The sequence below is a fragment of the Nocardia sp. CA-135953 genome (genome assembly GCF_050955735.1).
In the GTDB taxonomy this organism is placed as follows: Bacteria; Actinomycetota; Actinomycetes; order Mycobacteriales; family Mycobacteriaceae; genus Nocardia.
Window position 1 is genome coordinate 2,247,726 of the sequence record NZ_CP192082.1, and the last position, 24,851, is coordinate 2,272,576.

At 66.1% G+C, this 24,851-nt stretch carries 26 protein-coding genes; 22 read left to right on the forward strand and 4 right to left on the reverse strand.

Translation table 11 applies throughout. The features are described 5' to 3' along the window. The first annotated feature begins 116 nt into the window (after positions 1-116). From rpsP to trmD, 4 genes are all read left to right on the forward strand, one after another. Entirely contained in the window at positions 117-551 is a 435-nt protein-coding gene (gene rpsP, locus ACQPXH_RS10310; RefSeq protein ID WP_433602085.1) for a 30S ribosomal protein S16, read from the forward strand. A gap of 73 nt (positions 552-624) precedes the next feature. Further along, positions 625-867 (forward strand): RNA-binding protein, encoded by a 243-nt coding sequence (locus ACQPXH_RS10315; protein WP_040693288.1) that lies wholly within the window; start codon positions 625-627, stop codon positions 865-867. Beyond that, on the forward strand, positions 867-1,391 hold the full coding sequence (gene rimM, locus ACQPXH_RS10320; protein ID WP_433602086.1) for a ribosome maturation factor RimM: 525 nt from the start codon (positions 867-869) through the stop codon (positions 1,389-1,391). The genes ACQPXH_RS10315 and rimM overlap by 1 nt, the downstream gene beginning before the upstream one ends. A 35-nt stretch (positions 1,392-1,426) precedes the next feature. Further along, the gene (gene trmD / locus ACQPXH_RS10325) at positions 1,427-2,107 is read left to right on the forward strand and encodes a tRNA (guanosine(37)-N1)-methyltransferase TrmD (RefSeq protein ID WP_433602087.1); all 681 of its coding nucleotides are present in this window, start codon (positions 1,427-1,429) and stop codon (positions 2,105-2,107) included. Between the two features lie 199 nt (positions 2,108-2,306). Here trmD and ACQPXH_RS10330 read toward each other — a convergent pair whose 3' ends face one another. Beyond that, positions 2,307-3,161 carry a LuxR C-terminal-related transcriptional regulator gene (locus ACQPXH_RS10330; RefSeq protein ID WP_433602088.1) on the reverse strand — a complete coding sequence of 285 codons (855 nt, stop codon included), beginning with the start codon at positions 3,159-3,161 and terminating at the stop codon, positions 2,307-2,309. A gap of 95 nt (positions 3,162-3,256) precedes the next feature. On the opposite strand from ACQPXH_RS10330, the gene ACQPXH_RS10335 reads away from it, so the two are divergent. The 17 genes from ACQPXH_RS10335 to ACQPXH_RS10415 all read left to right on the forward strand — a co-directional run bounded on the left by ACQPXH_RS10335 (position 3,257) and on the right by ACQPXH_RS10415 (position 21,698). Further along, positions 3,257-4,066: an AMP-binding enzyme gene (locus ACQPXH_RS10335; protein WP_433602089.1), complete on the forward strand. Its 810-nt coding sequence runs from the start codon at positions 3,257-3,259 to the stop codon at positions 4,064-4,066. Next, positions 4,066-5,700: an AMP-binding protein gene (locus tag ACQPXH_RS10340; protein WP_433602090.1), complete on the forward strand. Its 1,635-nt coding sequence runs from the start codon at positions 4,066-4,068 to the stop codon at positions 5,698-5,700. The genes ACQPXH_RS10335 and ACQPXH_RS10340 overlap by 1 nt, the downstream gene beginning before the upstream one ends. A 217-nt stretch (positions 5,701-5,917) precedes the next feature. After that, entirely contained in the window at positions 5,918-8,359 is a 2,442-nt protein-coding gene (locus ACQPXH_RS10345; RefSeq protein WP_433603402.1) for a Tex family protein, read from the forward strand. Positions 8,360-8,389: 30 nt separating this feature from the next. Next, positions 8,390-9,259 carry a hypothetical protein gene (locus tag ACQPXH_RS10350; protein ID WP_433602091.1) on the forward strand — a complete coding sequence of 290 codons (870 nt, stop codon included), beginning with the start codon at positions 8,390-8,392 and terminating at the stop codon, positions 9,257-9,259. Between the two features lie 390 nt (positions 9,260-9,649). Beyond that, entirely contained in the window at positions 9,650-9,991 is a 342-nt protein-coding gene (rplS, locus tag ACQPXH_RS10355; protein WP_011210681.1) for a 50S ribosomal protein L19, read from the forward strand. 107 nt (positions 9,992-10,098) lie between these two features. Continuing rightward, positions 10,099-10,842, forward strand: coding sequence for a signal peptidase I (gene lepB, locus ACQPXH_RS10360; RefSeq protein ID WP_433602092.1), 744 nt, complete (start codon positions 10,099-10,101; stop codon positions 10,840-10,842). Positions 10,843-10,939: 97 nt separating this feature from the next. Continuing rightward, a complete protein-coding gene (locus tag ACQPXH_RS10365; protein WP_433603403.1) occupies positions 10,940-11,674 on the forward strand; it encodes a ribonuclease HII in 735 nt (244 codons plus the stop codon). A 46-nt stretch (positions 11,675-11,720) separates the two neighbouring features. Continuing rightward, positions 11,721-12,026 (forward strand): DUF2469 domain-containing protein, encoded by a 306-nt coding sequence (locus ACQPXH_RS10370; protein ID WP_011210678.1) that lies wholly within the window; start codon positions 11,721-11,723, stop codon positions 12,024-12,026. A 195-nt stretch (positions 12,027-12,221) separates the two neighbouring features. After that, on the forward strand, positions 12,222-12,578 hold the full coding sequence (locus tag ACQPXH_RS10375) for a YraN family protein (protein ID WP_433602093.1): 357 nt from the start codon (positions 12,222-12,224) through the stop codon (positions 12,576-12,578). Next, positions 12,578-14,086, forward strand: a complete 1,509-nt coding sequence (locus tag ACQPXH_RS10380; RefSeq protein WP_433602094.1) for a YifB family Mg chelatase-like AAA ATPase — start codon at positions 12,578-12,580, stop codon at positions 14,084-14,086. Before ACQPXH_RS10375 ends, ACQPXH_RS10380 begins: the two co-directional genes overlap by 1 nt. A gap of 869 nt (positions 14,087-14,955) precedes the next feature. Further along, positions 14,956-16,074, forward strand: a complete 1,119-nt coding sequence (dprA, locus tag ACQPXH_RS10385; protein ID WP_433603404.1) for a DNA-processing protein DprA — start codon at positions 14,956-14,958, stop codon at positions 16,072-16,074. Between the two features lie 300 nt (positions 16,075-16,374). Beyond that, positions 16,375-17,295, forward strand: coding sequence for a tyrosine recombinase XerC (locus ACQPXH_RS10390; protein WP_433602095.1), 921 nt, complete (start codon positions 16,375-16,377; stop codon positions 17,293-17,295). 459 nt (positions 17,296-17,754) lie between these two features. Continuing rightward, a complete protein-coding gene (locus tag ACQPXH_RS10395; protein WP_433602096.1) occupies positions 17,755-18,483 on the forward strand; it encodes an acetoacetate decarboxylase family protein in 729 nt (242 codons plus the stop codon). 162 nt (positions 18,484-18,645) lie between these two features. Next, positions 18,646-19,011, forward strand: a complete 366-nt coding sequence (locus ACQPXH_RS10400) for a YidH family protein (RefSeq protein WP_433602097.1) — start codon at positions 18,646-18,648, stop codon at positions 19,009-19,011. After that, a complete protein-coding gene (locus tag ACQPXH_RS10405; protein WP_433602098.1) occupies positions 19,008-19,316 on the forward strand; it encodes a DUF202 domain-containing protein in 309 nt (102 codons plus the stop codon). The genes ACQPXH_RS10400 and ACQPXH_RS10405 overlap by 4 nt, the downstream gene beginning before the upstream one ends. 48 nt (positions 19,317-19,364) lie before the next feature. After that, positions 19,365-21,263 (forward strand): alkyl/aryl-sulfatase, encoded by a 1,899-nt coding sequence (locus ACQPXH_RS10410; protein ID WP_433602099.1) that lies wholly within the window; start codon positions 19,365-19,367, stop codon positions 21,261-21,263. Positions 21,264-21,332: 69 nt separating this feature from the next. Next, on the forward strand, positions 21,333-21,698 hold the full coding sequence (locus ACQPXH_RS10415; RefSeq protein WP_433602100.1) for a hypothetical protein: 366 nt from the start codon (positions 21,333-21,335) through the stop codon (positions 21,696-21,698). A gap of 165 nt (positions 21,699-21,863) precedes the next feature. Here ACQPXH_RS10415 and ACQPXH_RS10420 read toward each other — a convergent pair whose 3' ends face one another. The 3 genes from ACQPXH_RS10420 to ACQPXH_RS10430 all read right to left on the reverse strand — a co-directional run bounded on the left by ACQPXH_RS10420 (position 21,864) and on the right by ACQPXH_RS10430 (position 23,620). Beyond that, positions 21,864-22,382, reverse strand: a complete 519-nt coding sequence (locus ACQPXH_RS10420; RefSeq protein WP_433602101.1) for a DUF1990 family protein — start codon at positions 22,380-22,382, stop codon at positions 21,864-21,866. A 68-nt stretch (positions 22,383-22,450) separates the two neighbouring features. Then, positions 22,451-22,996 carry a M23 family metallopeptidase gene (locus tag ACQPXH_RS10425; protein WP_433602102.1) on the reverse strand — a complete coding sequence of 182 codons (546 nt, stop codon included), beginning with the start codon at positions 22,994-22,996 and terminating at the stop codon, positions 22,451-22,453. A 6-nt stretch (positions 22,997-23,002) separates the two neighbouring features. Continuing rightward, positions 23,003-23,620: a hypothetical protein gene (locus ACQPXH_RS10430; protein ID WP_433602103.1), complete on the reverse strand. Its 618-nt coding sequence runs from the start codon at positions 23,618-23,620 to the stop codon at positions 23,003-23,005. A 366-nt stretch (positions 23,621-23,986) separates the two neighbouring features. Between ACQPXH_RS10430 and rpsB the strand changes: the two genes are divergently transcribed. After that, complete coding sequence (gene rpsB / locus ACQPXH_RS10435; protein ID WP_433602104.1) at positions 23,987-24,820, forward strand: 30S ribosomal protein S2; 834 nt, start codon at positions 23,987-23,989, stop codon at positions 24,818-24,820. Positions 24,821-24,851 lie beyond the last annotated feature (31 nt).

Genomic DNA, 24,851 nt, shown 5'->3' on the forward strand with positions numbered 1-24,851 from the left:
CCGTCTCCGGTTACGTACCGCGCGGCGGTCACACACTCCAAGCGCAAAACCGGGCTCGCAGACCGTGCGGGTCGCTGAATTGCGCCGTGACCAACCACCGAAAGGCAGATCAGCAAATGGCTGTTCGCATCAAGCTCACCCGTCTCGGCAAAATCCGCAACCCGCAGTACCGCGTGGTCATCGCGGACGCCCGCACCCGTCGTGACGGCCGCGCCATCGAGAACGTCGGCAAGTACCACCCGAAGGAAGAGCCCTCGCTGATCGAGATCAACTCCGAGCGCGTGCAGTACTGGCTGGGCGTCGGTGCGCAGCCGACCGAGGCCGTGCAGCGCCTGCTGGAGATCACCGGCGACTGGCAGAAGTTCAAGGGCCTGCCGGGCGCTGAGGGCACCCTGAAGGTGAAGCCCGCGAAGCCGTCCAAGCTGGACCTGTTCAACGCCGCGCTGGCCGCCGCCGACAACGAGCCGGTCGCCGAGGCCGTCACCCCCAAGAAGAAGGCCGCCAAGAAGGACGAGGCCGCTGAGGCCGCCGAGACCGAGGCTGCCGAGTAACCGTGAGCGAGCGCAGCGAGCGAGCCATAAGCACGGCGGTCATGACGGAGCCGAGCGTTAGCGAGGCGCAGTCATGAGCGCCGTCGTCGCCGATGCCGTCGAGCACTTGGTTCGCGGCATTGTCGCGAATCCGGATGACGTCCGGGTCGAGCTGATCACCGGCCGCCGCGGACGCACTGTCGAGGTGCACGTCAACCCCGATGACCTCGGCAAGGTGATCGGACGCGGCGGTCGTACCGCGACCGCGCTGCGCACCCTCGTCGCCGGGATCGGCGGCCGGGGCATCCGGGTCGACGTGGTCGATACCGACGCTTGATGGAACTCGTCGTAGGCCGGGTCGCCAAATCGCACGGTGTGCGCGGCGAGCTGGTCGTCGAGGTACGCACCGATGATCCCGACGCGCGTTTCGCACCGGGTGTGCGGCTGCGCGGGCGGGCGGCGCGATCCGAAGAAGTTCGTGAATTCACCGTGGAGTCGGCCCGAGAGCATTCGGGCCGGCTTCTCGTGCAACTCGTCGGGATCTCCGACCGCACCGCCGCCGATGCGCTGCGCGGCACGCTGTTCATCGTGGACAGTGCGGAGTTGCCGCCGTCGGAGGATCCGGACGAGTTCTACGACCACGAGTTGGAGGGACTGACCGTCCAACTCACCGATGGCACTGCGGTCGGCAAGGTTACCGAGGTGCTGCATTCGGCTGCGGGAGAACTGCTTTCGGTGCGCGCCACCGACGACGGCAGGGAGATCCTGATCCCGTTCGTCACCGCGATCGTGCCGACGGTGTCGCTGGCCGATCAACTGGTTGTCATCGATCCGCCCGAGGGTCTGCTCGATCCGGAGTAGCGGATCGCCGATCCACCGGAAACCTAAGGGACTACATGAAACTCGATGTCGTCACGATTTTTCCGGAGTATCTGGAGCCGCTGCGGACGGCGTTGCTGGGCAAGGCCATCGACAAGGGCCTGATCTCCCTCGACGTGCACGATCTGCGTCGCTGGACGCACGATGTGCACAAGTCCGTCGACGATTCGCCCTACGGCGGTGGGCCGGGCATGGTCATGAAGCCGACCGTCTGGGGCGAGGCCCTCGACGAGGTATGCCCCGACGAGGCTCTGCTTGTGGTGCCGACCCCCGCGGGAGTGCCCTTCACTCAAGCCACCGCGCAACGCTGGGCGAGCGAGAAGCACCTCGTATTCGCCTGCGGTCGTTACGAAGGCATCGATCAACGCGTCTTCGACGATGCCGCCCGCCGGGTTCGTGTCGAAGAGGTCAGCATCGGCGATTACGTCCTCATCGGTGGCGAGGCTGCGGTCCTCGTGATGGCCGAGGCCGTAGTCCGTCTACTCCCCGGCGTTCTCGGCAATCAGCAGTCCCACCAAGAGGATTCGTTCTCCGACGGACTGCTCGAGGGACCGAGCTATACGCGCCCCGTTTCGTGGCGCGGCCTCGAAGTGCCGCCGATCCTGCTGTCCGGTGATCATGCCAAGGTCGCCGCGTGGCGCCGCGAACAGTCGTTGGCCCGGACCCGCGAACGGCGTCCGGATTTGCTCGACGACTGAAACTACAGGCCGCAGCAGTAACCACGGGCGATACAAAGGCCGGAACGAGCGCCCGTGCCGGTACACCCCGAAGGCGTCTGCACCGGCGGCCGCTGACGAGGTTAGGTCACTGTGCCGCGCATGAATTCGCGCGCCGCGCATCGGATCGTCCGAGATTCTGTGCGCGGCGTGCGAAATGCGCGCGCGGGAGTGCGTTTGATCAGGGCAGCAGACCGAAGCGCCGAGCGGTGACGACGGCCTCGTGGCGAGAGTGCGCGTCGAGTTTGGTCATCGCGTTGCGCAGATAACTCTTGACCGTTTCCGGGCCGAGCGAAAGGCGTTGGGCAGCTTCGTGATTGGTGCAGCCGAGCGCGATATGGGACAGCACGTCGAGTTCCCGTCGGGACAGGCGCGGGGCGTGCGCCGGTGGATCGCCGACCAGGACTCGGGTGAGGCGTTCACACACCGAGTGCAGGCGTTCGCGTAGGTGTTCGTCCTCGGCTGAGCGCGCCGCGCCGCGGAGTTCGGCATTGATCTCGCGGAGTTCCTCGGCGACGGCGGGTGCGGTCTCGGGCGCGGGAGCCGCCATTTCCAGCAGGCGCAGGCGACGGTCAACCTCGTCGCGGATGGTGATTTCGGTGGCCACGCGTCGGCTGGCCGCGACGACCAGATCGGCGGTGCGGTCGCCGAGCGGTGTGCCACCGCGGGTGGCGGCGTAGAGCACCGCGCGGGAGCGATTATCGACCACCACGGGCACCGCGAGCACCGAGCGGATGCGTTCGTCGGAGACCGGACCGTCGTAGTGGTGGGTGATTTCGGAAGCATTGCGGTAGTCGGCGACCGAGGCGGGCCGCCGCGTATCCATCACCCGGCCGCCCAGCCCAGAGGTGCGCAGCACAGTCAGTCCGCGCAGGCCATTGGTGACGGTGCCGACGAATTCGGTGAGCAGCAGCGCATCATCGTGCACCTCGCCGCCGAAAACCACCGGCACGCCCGCCTTGTTCGCCACCCAGCGGATCTCGGCGCGCAGCGCATCGCCGTCGCGCGGCCGCAGCAGCGCGGTGTTGTGGGTCAAAAGACTCACCCCTTTTCGGGGGTAGTGCCGAACGTGATGTGACCCACATCCTATTGGAGACGAGGTGGCCTGGATCACCGATGAGGAGAGGCGAGATGACCGCGGACCTGAACGCGCGCGTGCGCGAGCTACTGGAGGCCTACGACGGACCCGACGTCAGCGCAGCGGATCTGCTGTGCGATCGGCACCCCGCCGACCGCATCGCGTTCACCATCGTCGACCCCGACCTGACCTCGACCGACCTCACCTACGGCGAACTGCGCGAGCGCTCCCAGCGCTTCGCCGTCGCCCTCGCCGACCTCGGCGTCGAACCCGGCGACCGCATCGCCACCCTGATGTCGAAATCCGCCGACCTGGTGGTCGCGCTGCTGGGTATCTGGCGTCGCGTCGCGGTGCACGTCCCGCTCTTCACCGCATTCGCCCCACCCGCCATCGATACCCGACGCAGTCCGCTGCTGTGGTTCCTCGGCTACCTCCACGCGCCGGAACGCACCGCGCAGCGCTATACCGCCGACGGCCGCTGGTATCTGACCGGGGATGCCGGATCCCAGGACGCGGACGGTTTCTTCCACTTCTCGGCCCGCGACGACGATGTGATCATCATGGCCGGCTACCGCATCGGCCCGTTCGAGGTCGAGAGCGTGCTGGTGCTGGATGAGCGGGTTGTCGAGGCCGCGGTGGTCGGCATGACCGACGAATTGCGCGGAGAGGTGCTCGAGGCATTCGTGGTGCTGCGCAACGGTTTCGAAGGGAATGCCGAACTCGAGGCCGAATTGCAGACCCTGGTGAAACGCAAGTTCGCCGCGCACGCGTATCCACGCAAGGTGCATTTCGTGGACGCCCTGCCCAAGACGCCCAGCGGGAAAGTGCAGCGGTTCATCCTGCGGCAACAGGGGGTTCGGTGATGTCCGCCCTGGCGAGTTACACATCCGGGACCGCGGAAACCCCGCTGCTCGGCGACACCATCGGCGATGACTTCGACCGCACGGCCGCCGCCTATGCGGACCGGGAAGCCCTGGTGGACTGTCCAACCGGTCGCCGCTGGACCTATCGCGAACTCGCGGCCGCGATCGACGCGGTCGCCACCGGATTGGCCGAACGCGGTATCGCCAAGGGCGACCGGGTCGGCATCTGGGCCCCGAACTGTGCCGAATGGTTCCTCACCCAGTACGCGACCGCGAAAATCGGTGCGATCCTGGTCAATATCAATCCGGCCTACCGCACCAGCGAACTGGAATATGTACTGCGCCAAGCCGGTGTACGCATGCTGATCGCCGCCCCGGAATTCAAGACCTCGGATTACGTCGCCGCGATCGAACAAGTCCGGCCGAATTGTCCTGGTCTGGAACAGGTCCTGGTGCTCGGCACTCCCGAATGGGATGCGGTCGCGCAGTCCGATATCGACGCCGAACGACTCGCGCAGATCGCCGCGACGTTGTCCATGGACGACCCGATCAATATCCAGTACACCTCCGGCACAACGGGTTTTCCCAAGGGTGCGACGTTGAGCCACCACAACATCCTCAACAACGGTTACTTCGTCGGTGAACTCTGCGGCTATACCGAACAGGATCGGATCTGTGTACCGGTGCCTTTCTACCACTGCTTCGGCATGGTCATGGGCAACCTGGCAAGCACAAGTCACGGTGCGGCCGTGGTGATTCCGGCACCCGCATTCGATCCGGTCGCAACCTTGGATGCGGTCGCCGCGCAGCGGTGCACCTCGCTCTACGGCGTACCGACAATGTTCATCGCCATACTCGCGGAACTGGATTCGGGCAAACACGTCGACCTGTCCAGCCTGCGCACCGGCATCATGGCCGGAGCACCCTGTCCGGTCGAGGTGATGAAGCGGGTGATCGATCGCATGGGCATGAGCGAGGTGTGCATCTGCTACGGCATGACCGAAACCTCCCCGGTATCGACTCAGACCCGTCGCGACGACGGCCTCGACCGCCGCACCGCGACCGTCGGCCGGGTCGGTCCACACCTGGAGGTCAAGATCGTCGACCCCGCAACAGGTTTGACCGTGCCGCGCGGCGAACCCGGCGAGCTGTGCACCCGCGGCTATTCGGTCATGCTCGGCTACTGGTCCGAACCCGAGAAGACCGCAGAGGCCATCGATGCGGCCCGCTGGATGCATACCGGCGATATCGGCGTCATGGACGACGACGGATATCTCGCGATCACCGGCCGGATCAAGGACATGGTGATCCGCGGCGGCGAGAACATCTACCCGCGCGAGATCGAGGAATTCCTCTACACCCACCCGGACATCCTCGATGCCCAGGTGATCGGCGTCCCCGACCCCAAATACGGTGAGGAGCTGATGGCCTGGATCCGAATGAAGGACGGCACAACACCATTGGACGCCGACGCGATCCGTGCCTTCTGCACCGGCAAACTCGCGCACTTCAAGATCCCGCGCTACGTGCACATCGTCGAAGAGTTCCCGATGACGGTCACGGGGAAAATTCGCAAGGCTGAAATGCGTGAGCTGGCTGTGGAACTGCTCGCACCTTCGGACCGCGACGACTGATTTCGTGACCACATGGATAGTTCGCCGGGACGTCCAGAACTTCGCCGGCAGATCGACGCCCGCGACGGAAGCCCTCGAGCACCTCACGACCGGCAAAGGCCGGGAGAGGATGGGGAAGTCACCGCGCGATTCGGGTCCCAGCGTGCTGGTTTACCTGGGCGTGGGCCGTTTGTCGGGTGACAACGGTAGTGTCTCGGGCGTGACGACAGCGCCCGAGATCGCCAGTTCAGCGACGAACACCGACACGACCGCCGCCGCACCGGCCGCGACCACAGCTCTGGCCAGCGTGGGCCGGCGCATCGCCGATGAGCTCGGCGTGCGCGAGACCCAGGTCAGGGCTGCCGTCGAGCTGCTGGATGCGGGTTCGACGGTGCCCTTCATCGCGCGATACCGAAAAGAGGTCACCGGTGGCCTCGACGACGCCCAGCTCCGCCAGCTCGATGAGCGCCTGACCTACCTGCGCGAACTCGACGAGCGCCGCGGCGCGATCATCGAATCCATCAAGGGCCAGGGCAAACTCGACGACGTGCTGCTCGGGCAGCTGATGACGGCCGAGACAAAGGCGCGCCTCGAGGACATCTATCTGCCGTACAAGCCGAAGCGGCGCACCAAGGCGCAGATCGCGCGCGAGGCCGGTCACGAGCCCGTCGCCGATGCGCTGATCGGCGATCCGACGACCGATCCCGCGCAGTACACCGCCGAACAGCTCGACGGTGCCCGCGCCATCCTGGTCGAGCGTTTCGCGGAGGATGCCGATTTGGTCGGCGAGCTGCGTGAGCTGATGTGGAACCGCGGCCAGGTCAGCTCGAGCGTGCGGCCGGGCAAGGAGGAGGCGGGCGCGAAGTTCGCCGACTACTTCGAATTCAGCGAGCCGTTCGGCAAGCTGCCCTCGCACCGGATCCTCGCGCTGCTGCGCGGTGAGAAGGAAGAGATCCTGCAATTGCAGCTCGAACCCGACACCGAGGAGTTGGAGCCGGGCGAGCGGTCGGTCTACGAGGGGCGCATCGCGGTGAAGTTCGATATCGCCGATCGCGGCCGGACCGCCGACACCTGGTTGCTGGATACGGTGCGCTGGGCGTGGCGCACGAAACTGCAAGTGAGCCTTGGTATCGATACCCGCATGCGCCTGCGTCAGGCGGCCGAGAAGGACGCTGTCGACATCTTCGCCGCGAATCTGCGTGATCTGCTGCTGGCCGCGCCCGCGGGTACCCGTACCACCATGGGCCTGGACCCGGGCTACCGCACCGGTGTGAAGGTCGCCGTCGTCGACGCCACCGGCAAGGCCGTCGCGACCGAGGTCATCTACCCGCACAAGCCGCAGGGCCAGACCGAGAAGTCGCTGGCCGTACTCGGCGCGCTGGTCGCCCGGTTCGGCGTCGAACTCATCGCCATCGGCAACGGCACCGCCTCGCGCGAGACCGATGCCCTTGCCGCCGAGCTGATTTCGCGGATCCCGGAGAACAAGCCGACCAAGATCGTGGTCTCCGAGGCGGGCGCATCGGTGTACTCCGCATCCGCCTACGCCTCGCAGGAACTACCGGATATGGACGTCTCGCTGCGCGGTGCGGTATCCATCGCCCGTCGTCTGCAGGACCCGCTGGCCGAGCTCGTGAAGATCGACCCGAAGTCCATCGGCGTCGGTCAGTACCAGCACGATGTCTCCGAAACCCTGCTGGCGCGCTCGCTGGGCGCGGTGGTCGAGGATGCGGTGAACGCGGTAGGTGTCGATGTGAATACCGCATCGGTGCCGCTGCTGTCGCGGGTGTCCGGTATTGCCAATTCGATCGCTGAAAGCATTGTGGCGCACCGTGATCAGCACGGCCCGTTCCACAGCCGCACCGCGCTGCTCGACGTGCCGCGCTTGGGCCCCAAGGCCTTCGAACAGTGCGCGGGCTTCCTGCGCATCCGCGGCGGCGACGACCCGCTCGACACCTCCGCGGTGCACCCCGAGGCCTACCCGGTGGTGCGGCGCATCCTGGAATCGACCGGACGCGGCATGGCGGAACTGATCGGCGACACCACGGCGTTGCGTTCGCTGCGGCCCGCCGAGTTCACCGATGAGAAGTTCGGTATCCCCACCGTCACCGACATCATCTCCGAACTCGAGAAGCCGGGTCGCGACCCGCGTCCGGAATTCAAGACCGCCGAATTCGCGGCGGGCGTGGAGAAGGTCGCGGACCTGCAGCCGGGCATGGTGCTCGAGGGTGTGGTCACCAATGTGGCCGCATTCGGTGCATTCGTCGATATCGGTGTGCACCAGGACGGACTCGTGCACGTCTCGGCCATGTCGCACAACTTCGTCAAGGATCCGCGCGAGGTCGTGAAGTCCGGCGATGTCGTCAAGGTGAAGGTGCTCGAGGTCGACGTCGCACGTCAGCGCATCGGTCTGTCGCTGCGGCTGGACGACGAGCCGGGCACCGCGACCAAGGGCGAGGGCGGTCGCGGCCGTGGCCAAGGCGGTCGCGGCGGGCAGGATCGCGGCGGGGATCGCGGCGGGCAGCGGCAGAATGGACAGGGTCGACAGCAGGGCCAGGGTCGACAGGAGGGCCAGGGTCGACAGCAGAATCAGGGCCGTAACCAGGGTAACCAGCGGCGCAACGCTCCCGCACCGAGCGGTTCGATGGCGGATGCGCTGCGGCGGGCCGGTTTCGGGCAGTAGAGCGATACGAGCGGAGGTTTGCAGGCGGCCATGCGACGGTGGCTCGAAGACGATGTGATCGGGCACGGCCGCCTTCCGCTGCTGTGCTTCCTCCTCGGGTTCATAGTCGGCTTCCTGCTGATCCGGCTCAGCGTCCGGTTGATCCGCAAGCAGGTCCGCTGGTGGCCGGGCAATGTGCGCTCCGGCGGTGTGCACATCCACCACATGGTGTTCGGGGTCATCCTGGTGCTGCTGTCCGGCATCGGGATGGTCACCATGTACCAGAGCGCCACCACACTCACCGCGAGCCTGCTCGCCGCCGCCTTCGGTGTCGGCGCGGCCCTGACCCTCGACGAATTCGCGCTGATCTTCTACCTGCGCGATGTGTACTGGGAGGAACAGGGCCGCACCTCGGTCGATGCGGTCTTCGTCGCGCTCGCGGTGACCGGACTGCTGCTGCTCGGAATCCACCCGCTGTGGCTATTGGACATCAACGACTTCCGCCGCGACCCCAGCACCGAAGTCCGCATCTTCATCGTCTGCTTCGCCGTGGTGAATCTGGGCCTGGCGGCAGTCGTCATCGCCAAGGGCAAGATCTGGACCGGCCTGTTCGGCATGTTCTTCCTGCCCCTGCTCGTGGTCGGTGCACTCCGCCTGAGCAGACCGGGCGCACCCTGGGCCCGCTGGCGCTACCCCGGCAAACGCCGGCTCATGTATCGGGCGATAGTCCGTGAACGTCGCTACCGACGCCCGGTGATCCGCGCCAAGATCTTCGTGCAAGACCTGGTCGCCGGAAAACCCGACGTCGTCCATGTCCGCGAGGCCACGGAGGCCGAATTGGCCCGCACCGTCGTCCCCGCACCCCCCGCCCCCACCCATTGGCACCTGCCCTCAGTATCCGACCACTCCCTTCGCGATTGACCGCGCCTCCCTACACCCCCGCAGGCATCACCCCAGTTCACACCGCGTCCCGAGTCCACGAGAATTCTCGCGGAGGGTGCTCTCGACGTTTGCCTCAACCGTTGCATGGTGATCAAGCGCCCAAGACTGCGTCTGGGATGCGGGCGGGGTCCGAGGGCAGGTCGATGGCGGTGATTGTCGTCGACGATGGTGATGGCGATCAGGGAGACTGTCTTGCCGCTAGCGGTGTTGAGCAGGGCCCGATTTTCCCGCGACCCGCCGATCTGGCACAATGCACAGGTTGCCCTGGGTGCATTCGGCCCACGGAGCACCCTTTATTCGGAGCATGAACCGGTCGAGCACGCGAGTGCCGCCAGGGTCCTCTGCTCGCGCAAACATCAGAAGGATGAAATGAACACCCTTGACTTCGTCGACGAAAAGTCGCTGCGCAGCGACGTCCCCGACTTCCGTCCGGGCGACACGCTCAACGTGCACGTGAAGGTCATCGAAGGCTCGAAGGAGCGCATCCAGGTCTTCAAGGGCGTCGTGATCCGGCGTCAGGGCGGTGGCATCCGCGAGACCTTCACCGTTCGCAAGGTGTCGTTCGGTGTCGGCGTGGAGCGCACCTTCCCGGTGCACAGCCCGAACATCGACCACATCGATGTCGTGACCCGCGGTGACGTCCGCCGTGCCAAGCTGTACTACCTGCGCGATCTGCGCGGCAAGGCCGCCAAGATCAAGGAAAAGCGCTGAGCAGGTAGCGGCACCGCTAGGCACGGAAGTTCTTCAGCTAGCCCGGCACCGGACGTCAGTCTTGGTGCCGGGCTAATCTGTTCGGCGTGGCAGACGAAAGTGGGTCGATGACGGTGTCCGATTCGGACGACGAAGGCAAGAGCCGCCGCTCACGGCGCTCGAAGCGCAAGCAGCGCCCCTTCTGGCAGGAACTGCCGATTCTCATTGTCATCGCCGCGGTCATCGCGGCACTCATGGTCAGTTTTGTCGGGCGGCCGTACGTCATTCCGTCCCAGTCGATGGAAGACACTCTGCTCATCGGTGACCGCATCTACGTGGAGAAGCCGAGCTACTACTGGGGCGAGCCGCAGGCCGGTGATGTCGTGGTGTTCGTCGGCCCGCCGTCCTGGAATACCCGCTACCAGTCGATCCGGTCCAGCAATGTCGCCGTGCGCGGCGTGCAGAACTTCTTCTCCTTCTTCGGACTTGTGCCACCGGATGAAAACGACCTGGTGAAGCGTGTGATCGCCGTCGGCGGCCAGACCGTGCAGTGCTGTGACGCGCAGGGGCGGGTCATGGTGGACGGGAAGCCCTTGGACGAGCCGTACGTCCTGAACGACTACCCGTGGTACCCGGGTCAGCAGAATGCGACCTACCCGGCGGGCCGGGTATTCGGCCCGGTCAAGGTGCCCGAGGGCAACCTGTGGGTGATGGGCGACAACCGCAACCAGTCCGCCGACTCACGCGCCCACGTCAGCGATAACCTGCAAGGCACCGTCCCGATCGACAATGTGCGCGGCAAGACGGTCTTCAAGATCTGGCCACCCAGTCGGATCGGTCCGGTGAAAGCACAGGATCCCCAGACGAACTGAACGTTGCGGGCCGCAGGATAATTGGATGGTGGGGCAGGGTCGAGTGGCTAGGGCTAATGGCGCGACTACGGGCAACGGGTGGCCGCCGCGTGTCGTCATGCGCCGAGCCGGTGGGTTGCGCACCCTCGAGGCGGCGCTGATCCGCAGCGGACTCGGCCCGGTCGCCGGGGTCGACGAGGCCGGGCGCGGACCGTGTGCGGGGCCGCTCGTTGTCGCTGCCTGCCTGCTCGCTCCCAAGGCCTACGACAGACTGGCCGGACTCGACGATTCCAAGAAGCTCACCGAACCCGTGCGCGAGCAGCTGTATCCGATCATCACCCGGTTGGCGCTGGCTTGGAAGGTGGTCGTCATTCCGGCCTGGGAGATCGACTCGATCGGCATCCACGTCGCCAATATCGAGGGCATGCGCCGCGCGGTCGCCGGACTCGGACAGACACCGGGGTACGTGCTGACCGACGGATTCCGGGTGCCCGGGATTCCGGTGCCCTCGCTGCCCGTCGTCGGCGGTGACGCGGCCGCGGCCTGCATCGCCGCCGCGAGCATCCTGGCCAAGGTGACCAGGGATCGGATGATGGTCGAGCTGGACGAGCGGTTCCCCGGCTACGGATTCGCCGCGCACAAGGGCTACAACACGCCCGAGCACACAGCCGCGCTGGAACGGCTCGGACCGAGCAGTGAGCACCGCCGATCCTGGCGCAATGTGCGCTTGGCAGCGGGGTTGCGGCCGGTAGCCGCGGCGGAGTACGCCGACGCGGAACTGGCCGATGAGGTTTTGCTGGATGGCGTCGAACCGGATAGCCGAGTGGCTACCGACACGGCGCATGCGCGATGATGATTACAGCAGACGCAGTGCGGCGAGAAGGAGGACGTCCCACCCGATGAGTGCCGAGGACCTGGAGAAATACGAAACCGAGATGGAGCTCTCGCTATACCGGGAGTACAAGGACATCGTCGGTCAGTTCTCGTACGTGGTGGAGACCGAGCGCCGCTTCTATCTGGCCAACTCCGTCGAATTGCGGCCGCAGAACGCCGACGGCGAGGTGTACTTCGAGGTGCGCATGAGCGATGCGTGGGTGTGGGATATGTACCGACCCGCGCGCTTTGTGAAGCATGTTCGGGTGATCACGTTCAAGGACGTGAATATCGAGGAACTGGAGAAGCCGGATCTGCGGTTACCCGAGTAGCGCTCTGACCCCACGCGGACGGCGGTCGCGTTGGTGCTGATCTGCTGCCGGCCCAATAGCATTGGGCACCGACAATCAGGTGGAGCACGGGGGTTGGATGCCCGGGTTGTCCACAGCTGAGCGGGTATCCACAGGTTTTCTGTTTGCGCAGGTCGGTGCCATCGGGCGGGGGCGCGGTCCGAGCACGCTGAGCTGGTGGCAGACAACCAGGCGCTCGGCGCACAAGGGGAAGAACTCGCGGCCCGATTCCTGCAGGCCGCGGGGATGGAGATCATCAGCAGGAATTGGCGGTGCAAGTACGGCGAACTGGATCTGATCGCCCAGGACGGCCGCGTCACCGCGTTCGTCGAGGTCAAAACGCGAACCGGAACGAAATTCGGCGCGCCCGCCGAGGCGGTCACCTTCGATAAGCAGCAGCGGATCAGGCGGTTGGCGCTGGTGTGGCTGGCCGAACAGGACGGCCCGTGGCGCGATGTCCGCTTCGATGTCATTTCGGTGCTGCTGCACCGCGGCCATCGACCGGTCATCGATCACCTGAAAGCGGTGTTCTGATGGCGCTGGGGGTGGCGTACTCGGTCGCGGTGAGCGGGGTGGACGGCCAACTGGTCGAGATCGAGGCGGATATCGGGCAGGGGCTGCCATCGGTGCATCTGGTCGGACTGCCCGATACCGCACTGCAGGAATCCCGCGACCGGGTCCGTTCCGCAGTGGCGAATATCGGGGAGAAATGGCCGGACGGCCGGGTGATCCTGGCACTGTCCCCGGCGACGCTGCCCAAAATCGGCAGTGTCTACGATCTTGCCCTCGCGATCGCGGTGCTCGACGCGGCGGGCGCGGTCCCCTCCGATCGGCTCGGAAAGACCGTATTGCTCGGGGAATTGGCGCTGGACGGGCGCGTGCGCCGGGTGCGCGGCGTCCTGCCCGCCGTGCTCGCGGCACGCAATGCGGGCTGGATGCGGGCGATCGTGCCGGAATCCGCACTGGCCGAAGCCGGGCTGGTGGACGGCATCGAGATTTTCGGCGCCACGACCCTGCGCACTGTCGTCGCTTGGCTGCGTGGTGAAGGCGGTCTGGTCGAGCCCGACGGCATGCTGCCCGATACCTTGCGCTGCGGTGGCGATCTGAGCGAGGTGGTCGGTCAGGAGGAGGCCCGGTGGGCATTGGAGGTGGCCGCGGCCGGCGGACATCATCTGCTGCTCACCGGGCCGCCCGGAATCGGCAAAACTATGCTGGCGCAACGTCTTCCGGGGCTGCTGCCGCCGCTCACCGAATCCGAAGCACTCGAGGTGACGGCCATCCATTCCGTCGCAGGCGCACTCTCCGATGACCACCCCTTGATCACGATGCCGCCTTTCGTCGCTCCGCATCACTCGACCTCGGCCAGCGCCATGGTCGGCGGGGGATCGGGTACCGCACGTCCGGGCGCCGTCAGCCGTGCCCATCGCGGGGTCTTGTTTCTCGACGAATGTCCGGAGATAGGAACCAAGGTCCTGGAAGCGATGCGAACGCCGTTGGAAGAGGGCGAAGTTCGCATCGCCCGCCGCGATGGCGTGGCTCGCTACCCGGCCCGATTCCAATTGGTTTTGGCCGCGAACCCCTGCCCATGTGCCCCAGCCCGCGATGTCGACTGCATCTGTGCCCCGCTCGCGCGGCGTCGCTACCTGGGCAAGCTGTCCGGACCGTTGATGGACCGCATAGATATCTGGGTCCAGATGCACGGCCACGTCGGCGCATCGTTCGCCGCCGAGGACGCCGAGAGCAGCGAGGTCGTGCGCCGTCGAGTCGCGGCCGCAAGGCAAGCCGCAATACAGCGTTGGCAGGACTACGGCTGGGCGACCAATGCCGAAGTCCCCGGCCACATCCTGCGCCAACGCTTCCGACTCCCCCACGAAGCAACCGCCCCTATCGAAGCCGCCCTCCGCCTGGGCCGCCTGTCCGCCCGCGGCGCCGACCGCGCCCTCCGCGTCGCCTGGACCATCTGCGACCTCCGCAACGCCGAGCAACCCAGCGCCCAAGACGTACTGGCCGCCTTGAACTTCCGTCAACGGGGTTCACATTGAGCGCGGCGACGGGAGACGAACGCTCGACCAGCGGTGAGATTTCTGGAACGAGGTCCGTTGCGCCAGACGCGGGTGGCGGTGCGAACGCCGGCGAGCTCACTGTTATTGCGCATATCGACGCGACCGCGCCGGATCTCGCGGCGACAGAAGAGAGTTGCCCTGCTGGCGTCGGGTGTCCGGGCGAGTTGACGGGCAATGGCTTTGCCGCCGATCCGCGAGCGGCCGCGTCGACGCGCAACGGCTCCGCCACTGTAAATGGGAAGGCGGTGGGATCGGTGGGTGGTGGTTCTGCCTCTGTCGGACGTGCGGGCACGTCGACGGGCACTGTCTCGTGTGCCTCGGATTGCGCACCACTGACCGTATGTGGCGGCAGTCCTGTAGTCGGTGCCACCGGTACCTCGGTGGACAGCCGGTCTCGCGCGACGCGAGTCGTCGATGTCGCAGGATGGGCAGCGGCTGGGGCCGGCGGCGGATCTGCTGCTGGGAGTGTGGGCATGTCGGTGAACACTGTCTCGGATTGCCGAACTCCGGCAGCCTGTGGCGGCCGTCGCGCAACAGGACCTCTGATGGGCGACGACCCCACTGCGACGGGGGATTTGGAAGCAACGTCGGGTTGTGCAGAACTGGCGGCAGATGGTGGATCCGCTGAGTCGGCCAGTGGTGCTGCGGCAACGGGAGCCTCCGGTGCGGCGGCGGGAAGCGATACCTACCCGGTCGCATTGGTAGTCAGGGAGATGGATGCGGCGAAGTATGCCGGGGCGGGGGTAGGGCGCGTGCGAGGTTCGGAGCATGGCGTTGTGGATCCGGATGGTTGGGATTCGGGGGGATCGGAGTCGGCTGTTTCTGGCGGGGACGCCGATGAGCGGCGGTTGGCTTGGGCGTATTTGTCACGGGTAGTTCAGGGGCCGTGTGCGGCGTTGTCGTCGTTGATCGATTCGGTGGGGGTGGTGGAGGCGGCGCGGGCGGTACGGGAGTGTGAGCTGCCGGAGTCGTTGCTCGGGCCGACCGCTCGGCGGCGGGAGATCGATAGTGCGGCACGGGATCTCGAGGTGATGGAGCGGCTGGGCGGGCGGTTGGTAACCCCGGACGACCCGGAGTGGCCGGCCTGGCGGATGCTCGGGCTCCAGCAACTCGAGCCCGGACGCGATCGCGACGGGGCGGTGCCATTGGTGTTGTGGGTGCGCGGGCCGCGGTCGTTGTTGGAGTCGAGCGAGCGGGCGATCGCGGTGGTCGGTTCACGTTGCAGCAGCGGATACGGAGAGCATGTCACCGGCGAGATCGTTGGTGATCTGGGCGCTCAGGGCTGGACAATCGTCTCCGGCGCCGCCTTCGGTATCGACGGTATGGCGCATCGTGCTGCCCTCGCCGTCGGTGCTCCGACGATCGCCGTTCTTGCTTGCGGCGTCGATCGCGCCTATCCGGCCCAGCACGAACGACTCTTGGCCGAGATCGCCGAAACCGGTTTGGTGATCAGCGAATACCCGCCCGGCATGGTTGCCCACAAGAACCAATTCCTCGCCCGTAATCGTGTGATCGCCGCGCTGGCGGACGGCGTCCTCGTCATAGAGGCCGGACTACGCAGCGGCGCCCGGAATACCGTGAAATGGGCCCGCCGCCTCGGCCGCCCCGCCCTCGCCATCCCCGGCCCGGTCACCGCCGCCTCGTCGGCCGGCTGTCACCGCATGATCCGCGAAGGCGAGGCCCTGCTGGTCACCCGCGCCGATGAGGTCATCGATGAAGCAGGCCCACTACGCCTTTCACTACCGACCACCCAGCCGTCCGACACCAGCGACCGACTGCAAGGTAACGAAGCATCGGTCTACGCCGCCCTTCCCGAAATCGGCTCCCGCCAACCCCGCGCCATCGCCGAAAACGCCGACCTGGACCTCCCGACCGTGCGCGCCATCCTCCCCGCCCTCGAACTTGCCGGCCTTGTTGGCATGGACGAAAACGGCTGGCACCGAACCGCAAACCCGCCGATCCGATGAGCGTTCACACACCGGGCTGGTGAGTGGTCGTGGACTGGGCTGGTGAGTGGTCGCGGTCTGGGCTGGTGAGTGCTTGCGGACCGCGGCCGATCACAGCTCCGGTACTGGGAGCGCTGGCTGGTCGTTACGCGGTCGAGAATTCAGCTCAGCACGGATCGGTGCAGTCGAGGCTCGCAGTGGTTCGGCCGTTGCGGTCGGAGGAAACCCGGTCGGGACGCGATGACGCGGTTCTCGCAGTAAACCTGCGATGTTGCGGCGTGCTTACTTGCCAAGGGGAGTGGGGGCGGTGACGGTGGGAGGATGGAGTTGCCGGAGGATCTCGTGGCGTTGCTGGCGGAGTATGAGCGGCATTTGCGGCTCGGGCGGAATCGGTCGGTGCATACGGCGCGGGCGTACGTGGGGGACGCGCGGTCGTTATTGGGGCATTTGCTTGCGCGGTCGGCGGATTCGGCGGTGCGGGAAATGGATTTGGCGTTGTTGCGGTCGTGGTTGGCGGCGCAGTCGGCCGGTGGGGCGGCGCGGACAACCATGGCACGGCGGGCGTCTTCGGCGAGGACATTCACGGCTTGGTTGACCAGTACCGGGCGGCTGTCGATCGATCCGGGGTTGCGGCTCGGGTCGCCGAAGGCGCATCGGGTACTGCCTGCCGTACTCGGCACGCAGCAAGCTGTCGCGGCTATGGATGCGGCGGAATCCGGTGCAGTGCAACGTGATCCGATGGCATTGCGAGATCGGCTGATCGTGGAGCTGCTGTACTCGACCGGTATTCGGGTGAGCGAGTTGTGCGGCCTGGATCTCGACGATATCGATCGCGAACGGCGGCTGGTCCGCGTCATCGGTAAGGGCAACAAGGAGCGCTCGGTGCCCTTCGGAGTTCCGGCCGACGAGGCGATCGCGAATTGGCTGCAGTACGGCCGTCCCGCCCTCGCGACAGCCGATTCCGGTCGTGCGCTGTTGCTCGGCCGTCGCGGCAAACGCCTCGACCAACGTCAGGCCAGAACGGTTGTCCACGAGGTCGTTTCGGCAATCCCGGGCGCACCCGACATGGGGCCGCACGGCCTGCGGCATTCCGCCGCAACCCATCTGCTCGAGGGCGGCGCGGACCTGCGCGTAGTACAGGAACTCCTCGGCCACGCCAGCATGGCGACCACCCAGCTCTACACCCACGTCTCCATAGAGCGCCTGAAAAAGGTGCACGATCAGGCCCACCCCCGAGCCTGACCGCCCATGGCGCGGTGGACGAAGATCTGAGGTGCGATGGGAGGCCGGTTTCCGAAGTCGGAATCATGGCCCGGCCGCGCCGGAGACCCGTGATCAGCGTTGGCCCTGGCTCGAACCAAGTCACCCGGATTCTCAGCGTCTGCGGAAGTGGCGGACGATGGCCTCGATCGGGGTGGAATCGATTGCGGTCGGGCATGCCAGTGGTAATGGCTGCGCACTCGCTGAACAAGGTCCGCGCGTGACGCTGGTGATGTGCGGCGGACGATCGTGCGCGAGTTGGATCCGAAATGACCCAGCTGGAATTCTGCAATGCGTTCTTCTTGATAAAAGCGCTACGGCAAGGGTGAAATAATCGCTATTCTGACACGGGTTCCAGTTTGGAGGATTCGTGGACGCCGCACGATTTGTCGACCGCTCGGTGGTCGACGCATGCTGCATTGCCGTCTCGGGGTGGAGCCGATGAGTACCCATACTGTGCTGGGCAGGGAAGTGCAGATGCCGGTGCGGATTCGGCTCGCGCATGCCTTCATGGCGACCTACTCGGTACCGGCGGCGGCCGCGCAGAGAGTCGTCGACTACTCCGGCCTGGAGATTCTTCGGCTGCCGGGTGGTCGTGCCGTGTGCACGCTCGTTTTCGTCGATTACCTCGACGGCGACCTCGGGCCGTACAACGAGTTCGGTGTCTCGTTCATGGTCCGGCACCACACCGCTGCGCCCGCCGGTACGCTCGGCGATCTGCGTGCTCTGTCCACGAGCGGCGCGGGCGTCTTCATTCATCGTCTCCCGGTCGACGGCGAATTCACGCTGGCCGCCGGCCGCGGCATCTGGGGCTTCCCCAAGGAAATCGCCGATTTCGACGCGCGGCACGACGCAAGCGTGCGACACGGCGTTTTGCGCCAGAACGGGCAGCTGATCGTCGATCTCACCATCCGTCCCGGCCTCGCGGTCCCGCAACGCCGCAAGGGCTCCTCCTTCGACGCGTACTCCCACATCGACGGCGTCACCCGCTGCACGCAGTGGCAGATGGAACCGTCCGGCATGCGCGCTCGTCCCGGCGGCGCAGAACTGTCCCTCGGTGAGCATGCCTGGGCCGACGAATTGCGCTCCCTCGGCTTACCCAAGCGCGCACTCATGGCCTCGATGGTCGATCGGCTAGCGATGACCTTCCAGGACGCCACACCCGTCTGACCGGGAGTGCGACATTCGCGACGGTGATCTTCGTAGACGACGACAACGCCGCTCGTTAACCTGACGTAGCGGAGCGTTCGCATGCGGCAGTAAACCGACCAGCGATGGAGAGGTGCCCGTGAATTCCGACGACGACCATGGTGCAGTCCGAGCCGAGGCGCCATGACACTCCCCAACCCCGCCGAGGAATCCGAGGAGGGGGAGGAGGAAGTCGACTACCGCTTCACTCTCGCCAACGAACGCACCTTTCTGGCCTGGATGCGCACCTCGCTCGGCCTGCTCGCGGGCGGTGTCGCGGTGCATACGCTGGTGCAGCCGGTGCGGATGTCGGGGTTGCGCCGGACGCTCGCGATGAGCTGCATCGTGCTCGCCGTGATCATCGCGGTCGGTGCGTATGGACATTGGCGGCGCGTCGGTCGGGCCATGCGAAACGGTGAACCGCTACCCGACACCATCATGGTGCCGATTCTGTCGTGCGGTATCGCCGTCGTGTCGGTATTTGCCTGCGTGGTGGTGTTGTTCCGGTGACCCCCAAGAGCCTGGCCGCCGAACGTACCGCATTGGCGTGGCGACGTACGGCTACTGCCGCGATGGTCGTCGCCGCGCTTTTCGTCAATCATGCCGCGACCAACGGGTGGCGTGCCGTCGCCATCGCGCCGACGGGGGCGGCGATAACCATGGCAGCCGTTGCGGCCCTGTCCTTTTCGCGCAATCGCGCCTTGCATCAGGGGCGCGTCGACCACGGCGGGCGAGTCATCGCGGCGACGATGCTGGCAGTGCTGGCCGTCGCATGCGTCGCGGCCGCAATCGGTTTTACGGATCCACGGCCCTAATGCGTTGCGGGCCGGACATGTTCGGCTGACAAGCACAGGAGGATGGATATGAGCACAGCGACCGAGCCGAGCGAATTCATCGTCGCCGAGCAGCAACGAGCGGCGGCCGCACTGCCCACGGATACGGCCGATCTCGCGGATGCGGACCGCGGGTTCATCGCGGCACTCGAGCCCGGAGAGGTGCGCGCGTCCGACGGAAAGGTGGTGTGGGACAGCGTCTCCTACGCGTTCCTGCAGGGAACCTGCCCGGCGTCGGTCAATCCGAGCCTGTGGCGGCAGTCCGGGCTGGTCGTCAAGCAGGGGCTGTACGAGGTCGCAGCGGGCATCTATCAGATCCGCGGGCTCGATCTGTCGAATATGACGCTGATCGAGGGAACCGCCGGTGTGCTCGTGATCGATCCGCTGATCTCAGCGGAGACCGCCGCGGCGGGCTTGGCGCTGTATCGAGCGCACCGAGGCGATCGGCCGGTGACCGGGTTGATCTATACCCATTCGCACGCCGACCATTTCGGCGGTGCGATGGGTGTGACGACGGTCGACGATGTTGCGGCGGGCCGCTGCCCGGTACTCGCACCCGCCGGATTCCTCGAACACGCGGTTGCCGAAAACATCTATGTGGGAACCGCGATGGGGCGTCGGTCTGCCTATATGTACGGCGCCGCACTGCCGCGGGGACCGAAGGGGCAGGTCGGGGCTGGACTCGGACAGACCACATCGCTGGGCACGATCACCTTGATTCCGCCGACGGTGGATATCACCGGCACCGGTCAGGAAGAAACGGTCGACGGAATCCGGATCGTCTTCCAGCTCACCCCGGGCACCGAGGCGCCCGCCGAGATGAACTTCTACTTTCCCGAGACGCGCGCGTTGTGCATGGCCGAGAACGCGACGCACACACTGCACAACCTGCTGACGCTGCGTGGTGCGCTGGTCCGTGACCCGCATGTGTGGGCCAAGTATTTGACCGAGTCGATCAATCTGTTCGCCCGCAAGTCCGACGTGATCTTCGCCTCGCATCATTGGCCGACCTGGGGTACCGAGCGGCTGGTGGAATACCTTTCGCTGCAACGGGATTTGTATGGATATCTGCACGATCAGACGGTGCGCAGGCTCAATCAGGGTTATCTGGGTGGTGAGATCGCCGAGATGCTGAAGCTGCCACCGGCCATCGCCGATGCGTGGCATACGCACGGGTATTACGGTTCGGTCAGCCACAATGTCAAGGCCATCTACCAGCGCTACATGGGGTGGTTCGACGGCAATCCGGCGCATCTGTGGGAGCATCCGCCGGTCGAATCCGCCAGGCGTCATGTGGAATTCATGGGTGGTGCCGACGAGGTGCTGCGCAAGGCGCAAACCGCTTATGAAGCAGGGGATTACCGGTGGGTCGCCCAGGTGGTCAACTATGTCATCTTCGCGGATCCCGCCAACGAGGCGGCGAAAACGTTGCAGGCCAACACCTTCGAGCAGCTCGGCTACGGCGCGGAGAATGCCACGTGGCGCAACTTCTATCTCAGCGGAGCCTATGAGCTGCGCAACGGCTCGTTCGGCACGCCGACGACGACGAATGCGCCCACGATGCTCGACGCGCTGACCATCGAGCAGATCTTCGATGCGATCGCGCTGCGCATCGATGGACCGAAGGCATGGAATCTGCGCGTGGTGATCGACTGGCACATCACCGACGAGAAACGCATCTACCGCCTCGAATTGCGCAACGGTCTGATGGTCCACTACGACAAGCCCGACGGCGCCGACTTACCCGATCCGGACGCCTCTTTCACCTTGACGAGGTCGATCCTGATTCGCGCCTTGTTGGCGGGGGAGAATCTCGGCGCACTGGTCGCCGCGGGCGATATCGCCATTGCCGGGGATCCCAGCGGGCTGAACGCGGTGGTCGGTGTGATCGACGCGCCGGATCCGGACTTCGCCATCGTCACCCCGTGAGATAGCGCTCGCGTTCCGCTCGGCTAAATCGCTCGACCCGCGAGGTACCGGCGCGTACGGTCGGCGACCATGTCCACCGAAGCTATCGACAGGTCCGTACCTCTGCGTGCGCGCCTCCGCACCGCGTTGTCCGCCGCTATGAAGACCCGCGATCGCAGCGCGATCTCCGGTCTGCGCTCTGCGCTCGGCGCCATCGATAACGCCGAAGCTATCGACACGGTGGACATCAAGGCCGGAGCCGTCGAGAGCAGCGCGGTGGGACTCGGCGCCGCCGAAGCTCGCCGCCGCGATCTCACCGAGGCCGATATCGAACAGATCGTCCGCACCGAAATCGCCGACCGACTTCGGGCGGCCGCCGAATACGACACCCTCGGACGCGCCGATCACGGTGACCTGTTGCGCGCCGAAGCCGCCGCACTCGAGGTGCAGCTCTAGGTACCCCAGCCGTGTGCTCTTGCGTGAGCCGAGCTGGTTACGCGACGCTCGGGTGACCGTCGAGCACATCATTGCCGCATGTTTTGGAGTTGTCGCCCATCCAGACGCCGGATTCGGCTGCCCTGCAGCGGAATCCGGTGTCCTGACCTGGGCGTTGTGCGGATCCTAGGCGGAGGTGGGGAGCGTGTCGATGTACCTTCCGGCGATGACGCGTTGGATGGCACGCACCACCGGTCCGCCGAGCCGGACGTACCAGGCCCCGGGGCGGGAGAAGGCGGTGACCAGGCCGTAGACGGTGTCATCGGTGGTGTCGTATTCGACGGCGAACAGTTCCTCGCCGATCTCTGGATGTCCGGGCAGCGTGCCGTACGCGAAGCCGCGCCGGTCGGGTTCGTCGAGGACGTAGACGACCCGGCACGGTGCGGTGATGCTGACCGGACCGACGCCCAACCGCACGGTCAGCCGCGTCCCCGGCTGTGCGGTCGGTGTGTCGGCCTCCCGAAAGATGCCGGTGCCCTTCTGCATTCGATACGCCAGGATCTCCGCGCCCGCGCGCTCGAACAGTGCCCGTCCGGACCCGATGCGGCGGCGCAGCCGAAACCGGTGATAGCCCGCAGGCAGCACCTCCTTCGTCGCGCCGACCTCGGCATAGGTGAACGGCGGATCTCCGAACGCATATCCCATAACCCGATCCTCGCGCCCGGAGCCGCAGTGCGGAAGAGCATCCCCGAAGCTGCTGCTCGGCCTTGAAATCAAGTCACCGGCTTCAGCCGCAGGGGAGTCGGATGCAGTAGTCCGAGTGGATCGATGTACTCACGTCGGCTGTGACCGCTTGCTGCTCGTCTCGCACCCCAATGCAGGCACGCGGCCGCCACGCAACCGGCATGTCCCGGCTCTAAAGCGCCGATTCGCGTTCCGCGACCGACTCGCATGCCTACCGAAACCTCTGCTTGCACCGGCTCGTACGTGGTTCGCAGCCCGCTGGGGTGATCGATCGATACGACCGGTTTGCCTGCGACCGTTCCCGCGAACACCACAATTCCGTCTCCGGCCGCGAGTACCGCCTGCCCAGGCGCACCTGCCAGATCAACCCCGCGATGTCCGGGCAGCCAGTCCTGCGCCGGTTTGTCGAATCGCCGCTCGACCGCGGGCCGTGGTTGCAGGGGCCAGCCGAACTCCCCGTGTGGAGCAGCCGAAACCGACTGCTCCGCAACGAGTCCCAGCAGAGCGATGACTCCGAGAACGATCGAAATCAGCCGCCGCCCATGCGGGCCGCCGAATCTGCTGAGGCGGTTCATCCGAGATCAGCGCGTCAGCGGGAGCGGAGCCCGCTGAACCAGATCCAGCAGCCTCGACAGTAGATCGCTGAAAACCCGCGGCAACGAGCTCGCCGACCCCGTGCCCCCACGCGCGATGTCGTCGGCCAGCGGCGTCGCGCCCGCCCCGGAGACCGGCCTCGGCGTCCTGCCGACCGAACGCAGGTCGGATGCACTGTCCACCCGGGGCTCGTCGAGTGCAATGCCCACGCGAAGTGCGTCGGGCGCGATATCGACGCGGAAAACGCCCGGCGCGATGTTTCCGCGCGGTGCATCGGACGCGACGTTCACCTGGAGTGGCTCGGAGGCGACATTCACACCCAACACACCAGGCGCGACATTTACCACGAGCGGCGCAGCACGAAGCGGATCCGGCACCCGCGTCGGCCCGCCGCCCGCCGAACAGGCCGAACCCGTGCACCCCCCGAACACGACTCCCGATCGGGGGAAGCCGCCATCCGGCGCAGCGGTTGCCGCAAGTCCCCGAGGCGGCTCCACCGGAGCCCCGCCATTGGAGGGTGCGGCCGAAACCGGCTGTGCCAGAGCCAGTGACAGCAGGAACAGCGGTGGTATGAGCATGGTCATCGAGATAGCTATGCGATTCATGTTTCAAGCGTCGGCCGCGTACGGTGCCCGCAGTGCCCTCGCTTCGGCGAGTGTGGACAACTTCTCCGGTTGTGGAGATCGTCCGTTTCGACCCATGATCAGGGCGATTTAGAAACTCACACCCTCAGCCCGTAGACTGATCAAGCGGTCTGTGCCTGCACGGACCGACTTCGCGCGCCACCCCGTGCTTGTTCGTAACGGCGCTGTTCGAACCGGAGCTCGACTTCGTGAATCGTCAGCGCATGCGGAGCAGGGAATCATCGGCTGGTCCTGATCCTCGTGATCGGGTCCGATGGTTCGGAGGCGCCAGGGCGGCGGATCACCGATTCGCCGCGGCAACCGGCAACGAAAGAGAGATACGGCACCATGGCTGTCGTAACAATGAAGCAGCTGCTCGACAGCGGCGCACACTTCGGACACCAGACCCGGCGCTGGAACCCGAAGATGAAGCGGTTCATCTTCACCGACCGCAACGGCATCTACATCATCGACCTGCAGCAGACGCTGACCTACATCGACAAGGCCTACGAGTTCGTCAAGGAGACCGTCGCCCACGGTGGCACCGTTCTCTTCGTCGGCACCAAGAAGCAGGCCCAGGAGTCGATCGCGGCCGAGGCGACTCGCGTCGGGATGCCCTACGTCAACCAGCGTTGGCTGGGTGGCATGCTCACCAACTTCTCCACCGTGCACAAGCGCCTGCAGCGCCTCAAGGAACTCGAGGCGATGGAGCAGACCGGTGGCTTCGAGGGTCGCACCAAGAAGGAAATCCTCATGCTCACGCGTGAGATGAACAAGCTGGAGCGCACCCTCGGCGGTATCCGCGATATGGCCAAGGTGCCCTCGGCGATCTGGGTCGTCGACACCAACAAGGAGCACATCGCCGTCGGCGAGGCGCGCAAGCTGAACATCCCGGTCATCGCGATCCTGGACACCAACTGCGATCCCGACCTGGTCGACTACCCGATCCCGGGTAACGACGACGCGATCCGTTCCGCCGCTCTGCTGACCAAGGTCGTCGCCTCCGCGGTGGCCGAGGGCGTGCAGGCGCGGGCCGGTGTCTCCTCCGGTGACGAGAAGCCGGAAGCCGGTGCGGGCGAACCGCTCGCCGAGTGGGAGCAGGAGCTGCTCGCGCAGGCCGCCCCCGCCGCGACCGAGGCCGAGGCTGCCGCCGAGGCCCCCGCTACCCCGGCCGACGCCTGATCGTCGCAGTGTTTGATGGCGATGGCGGCGG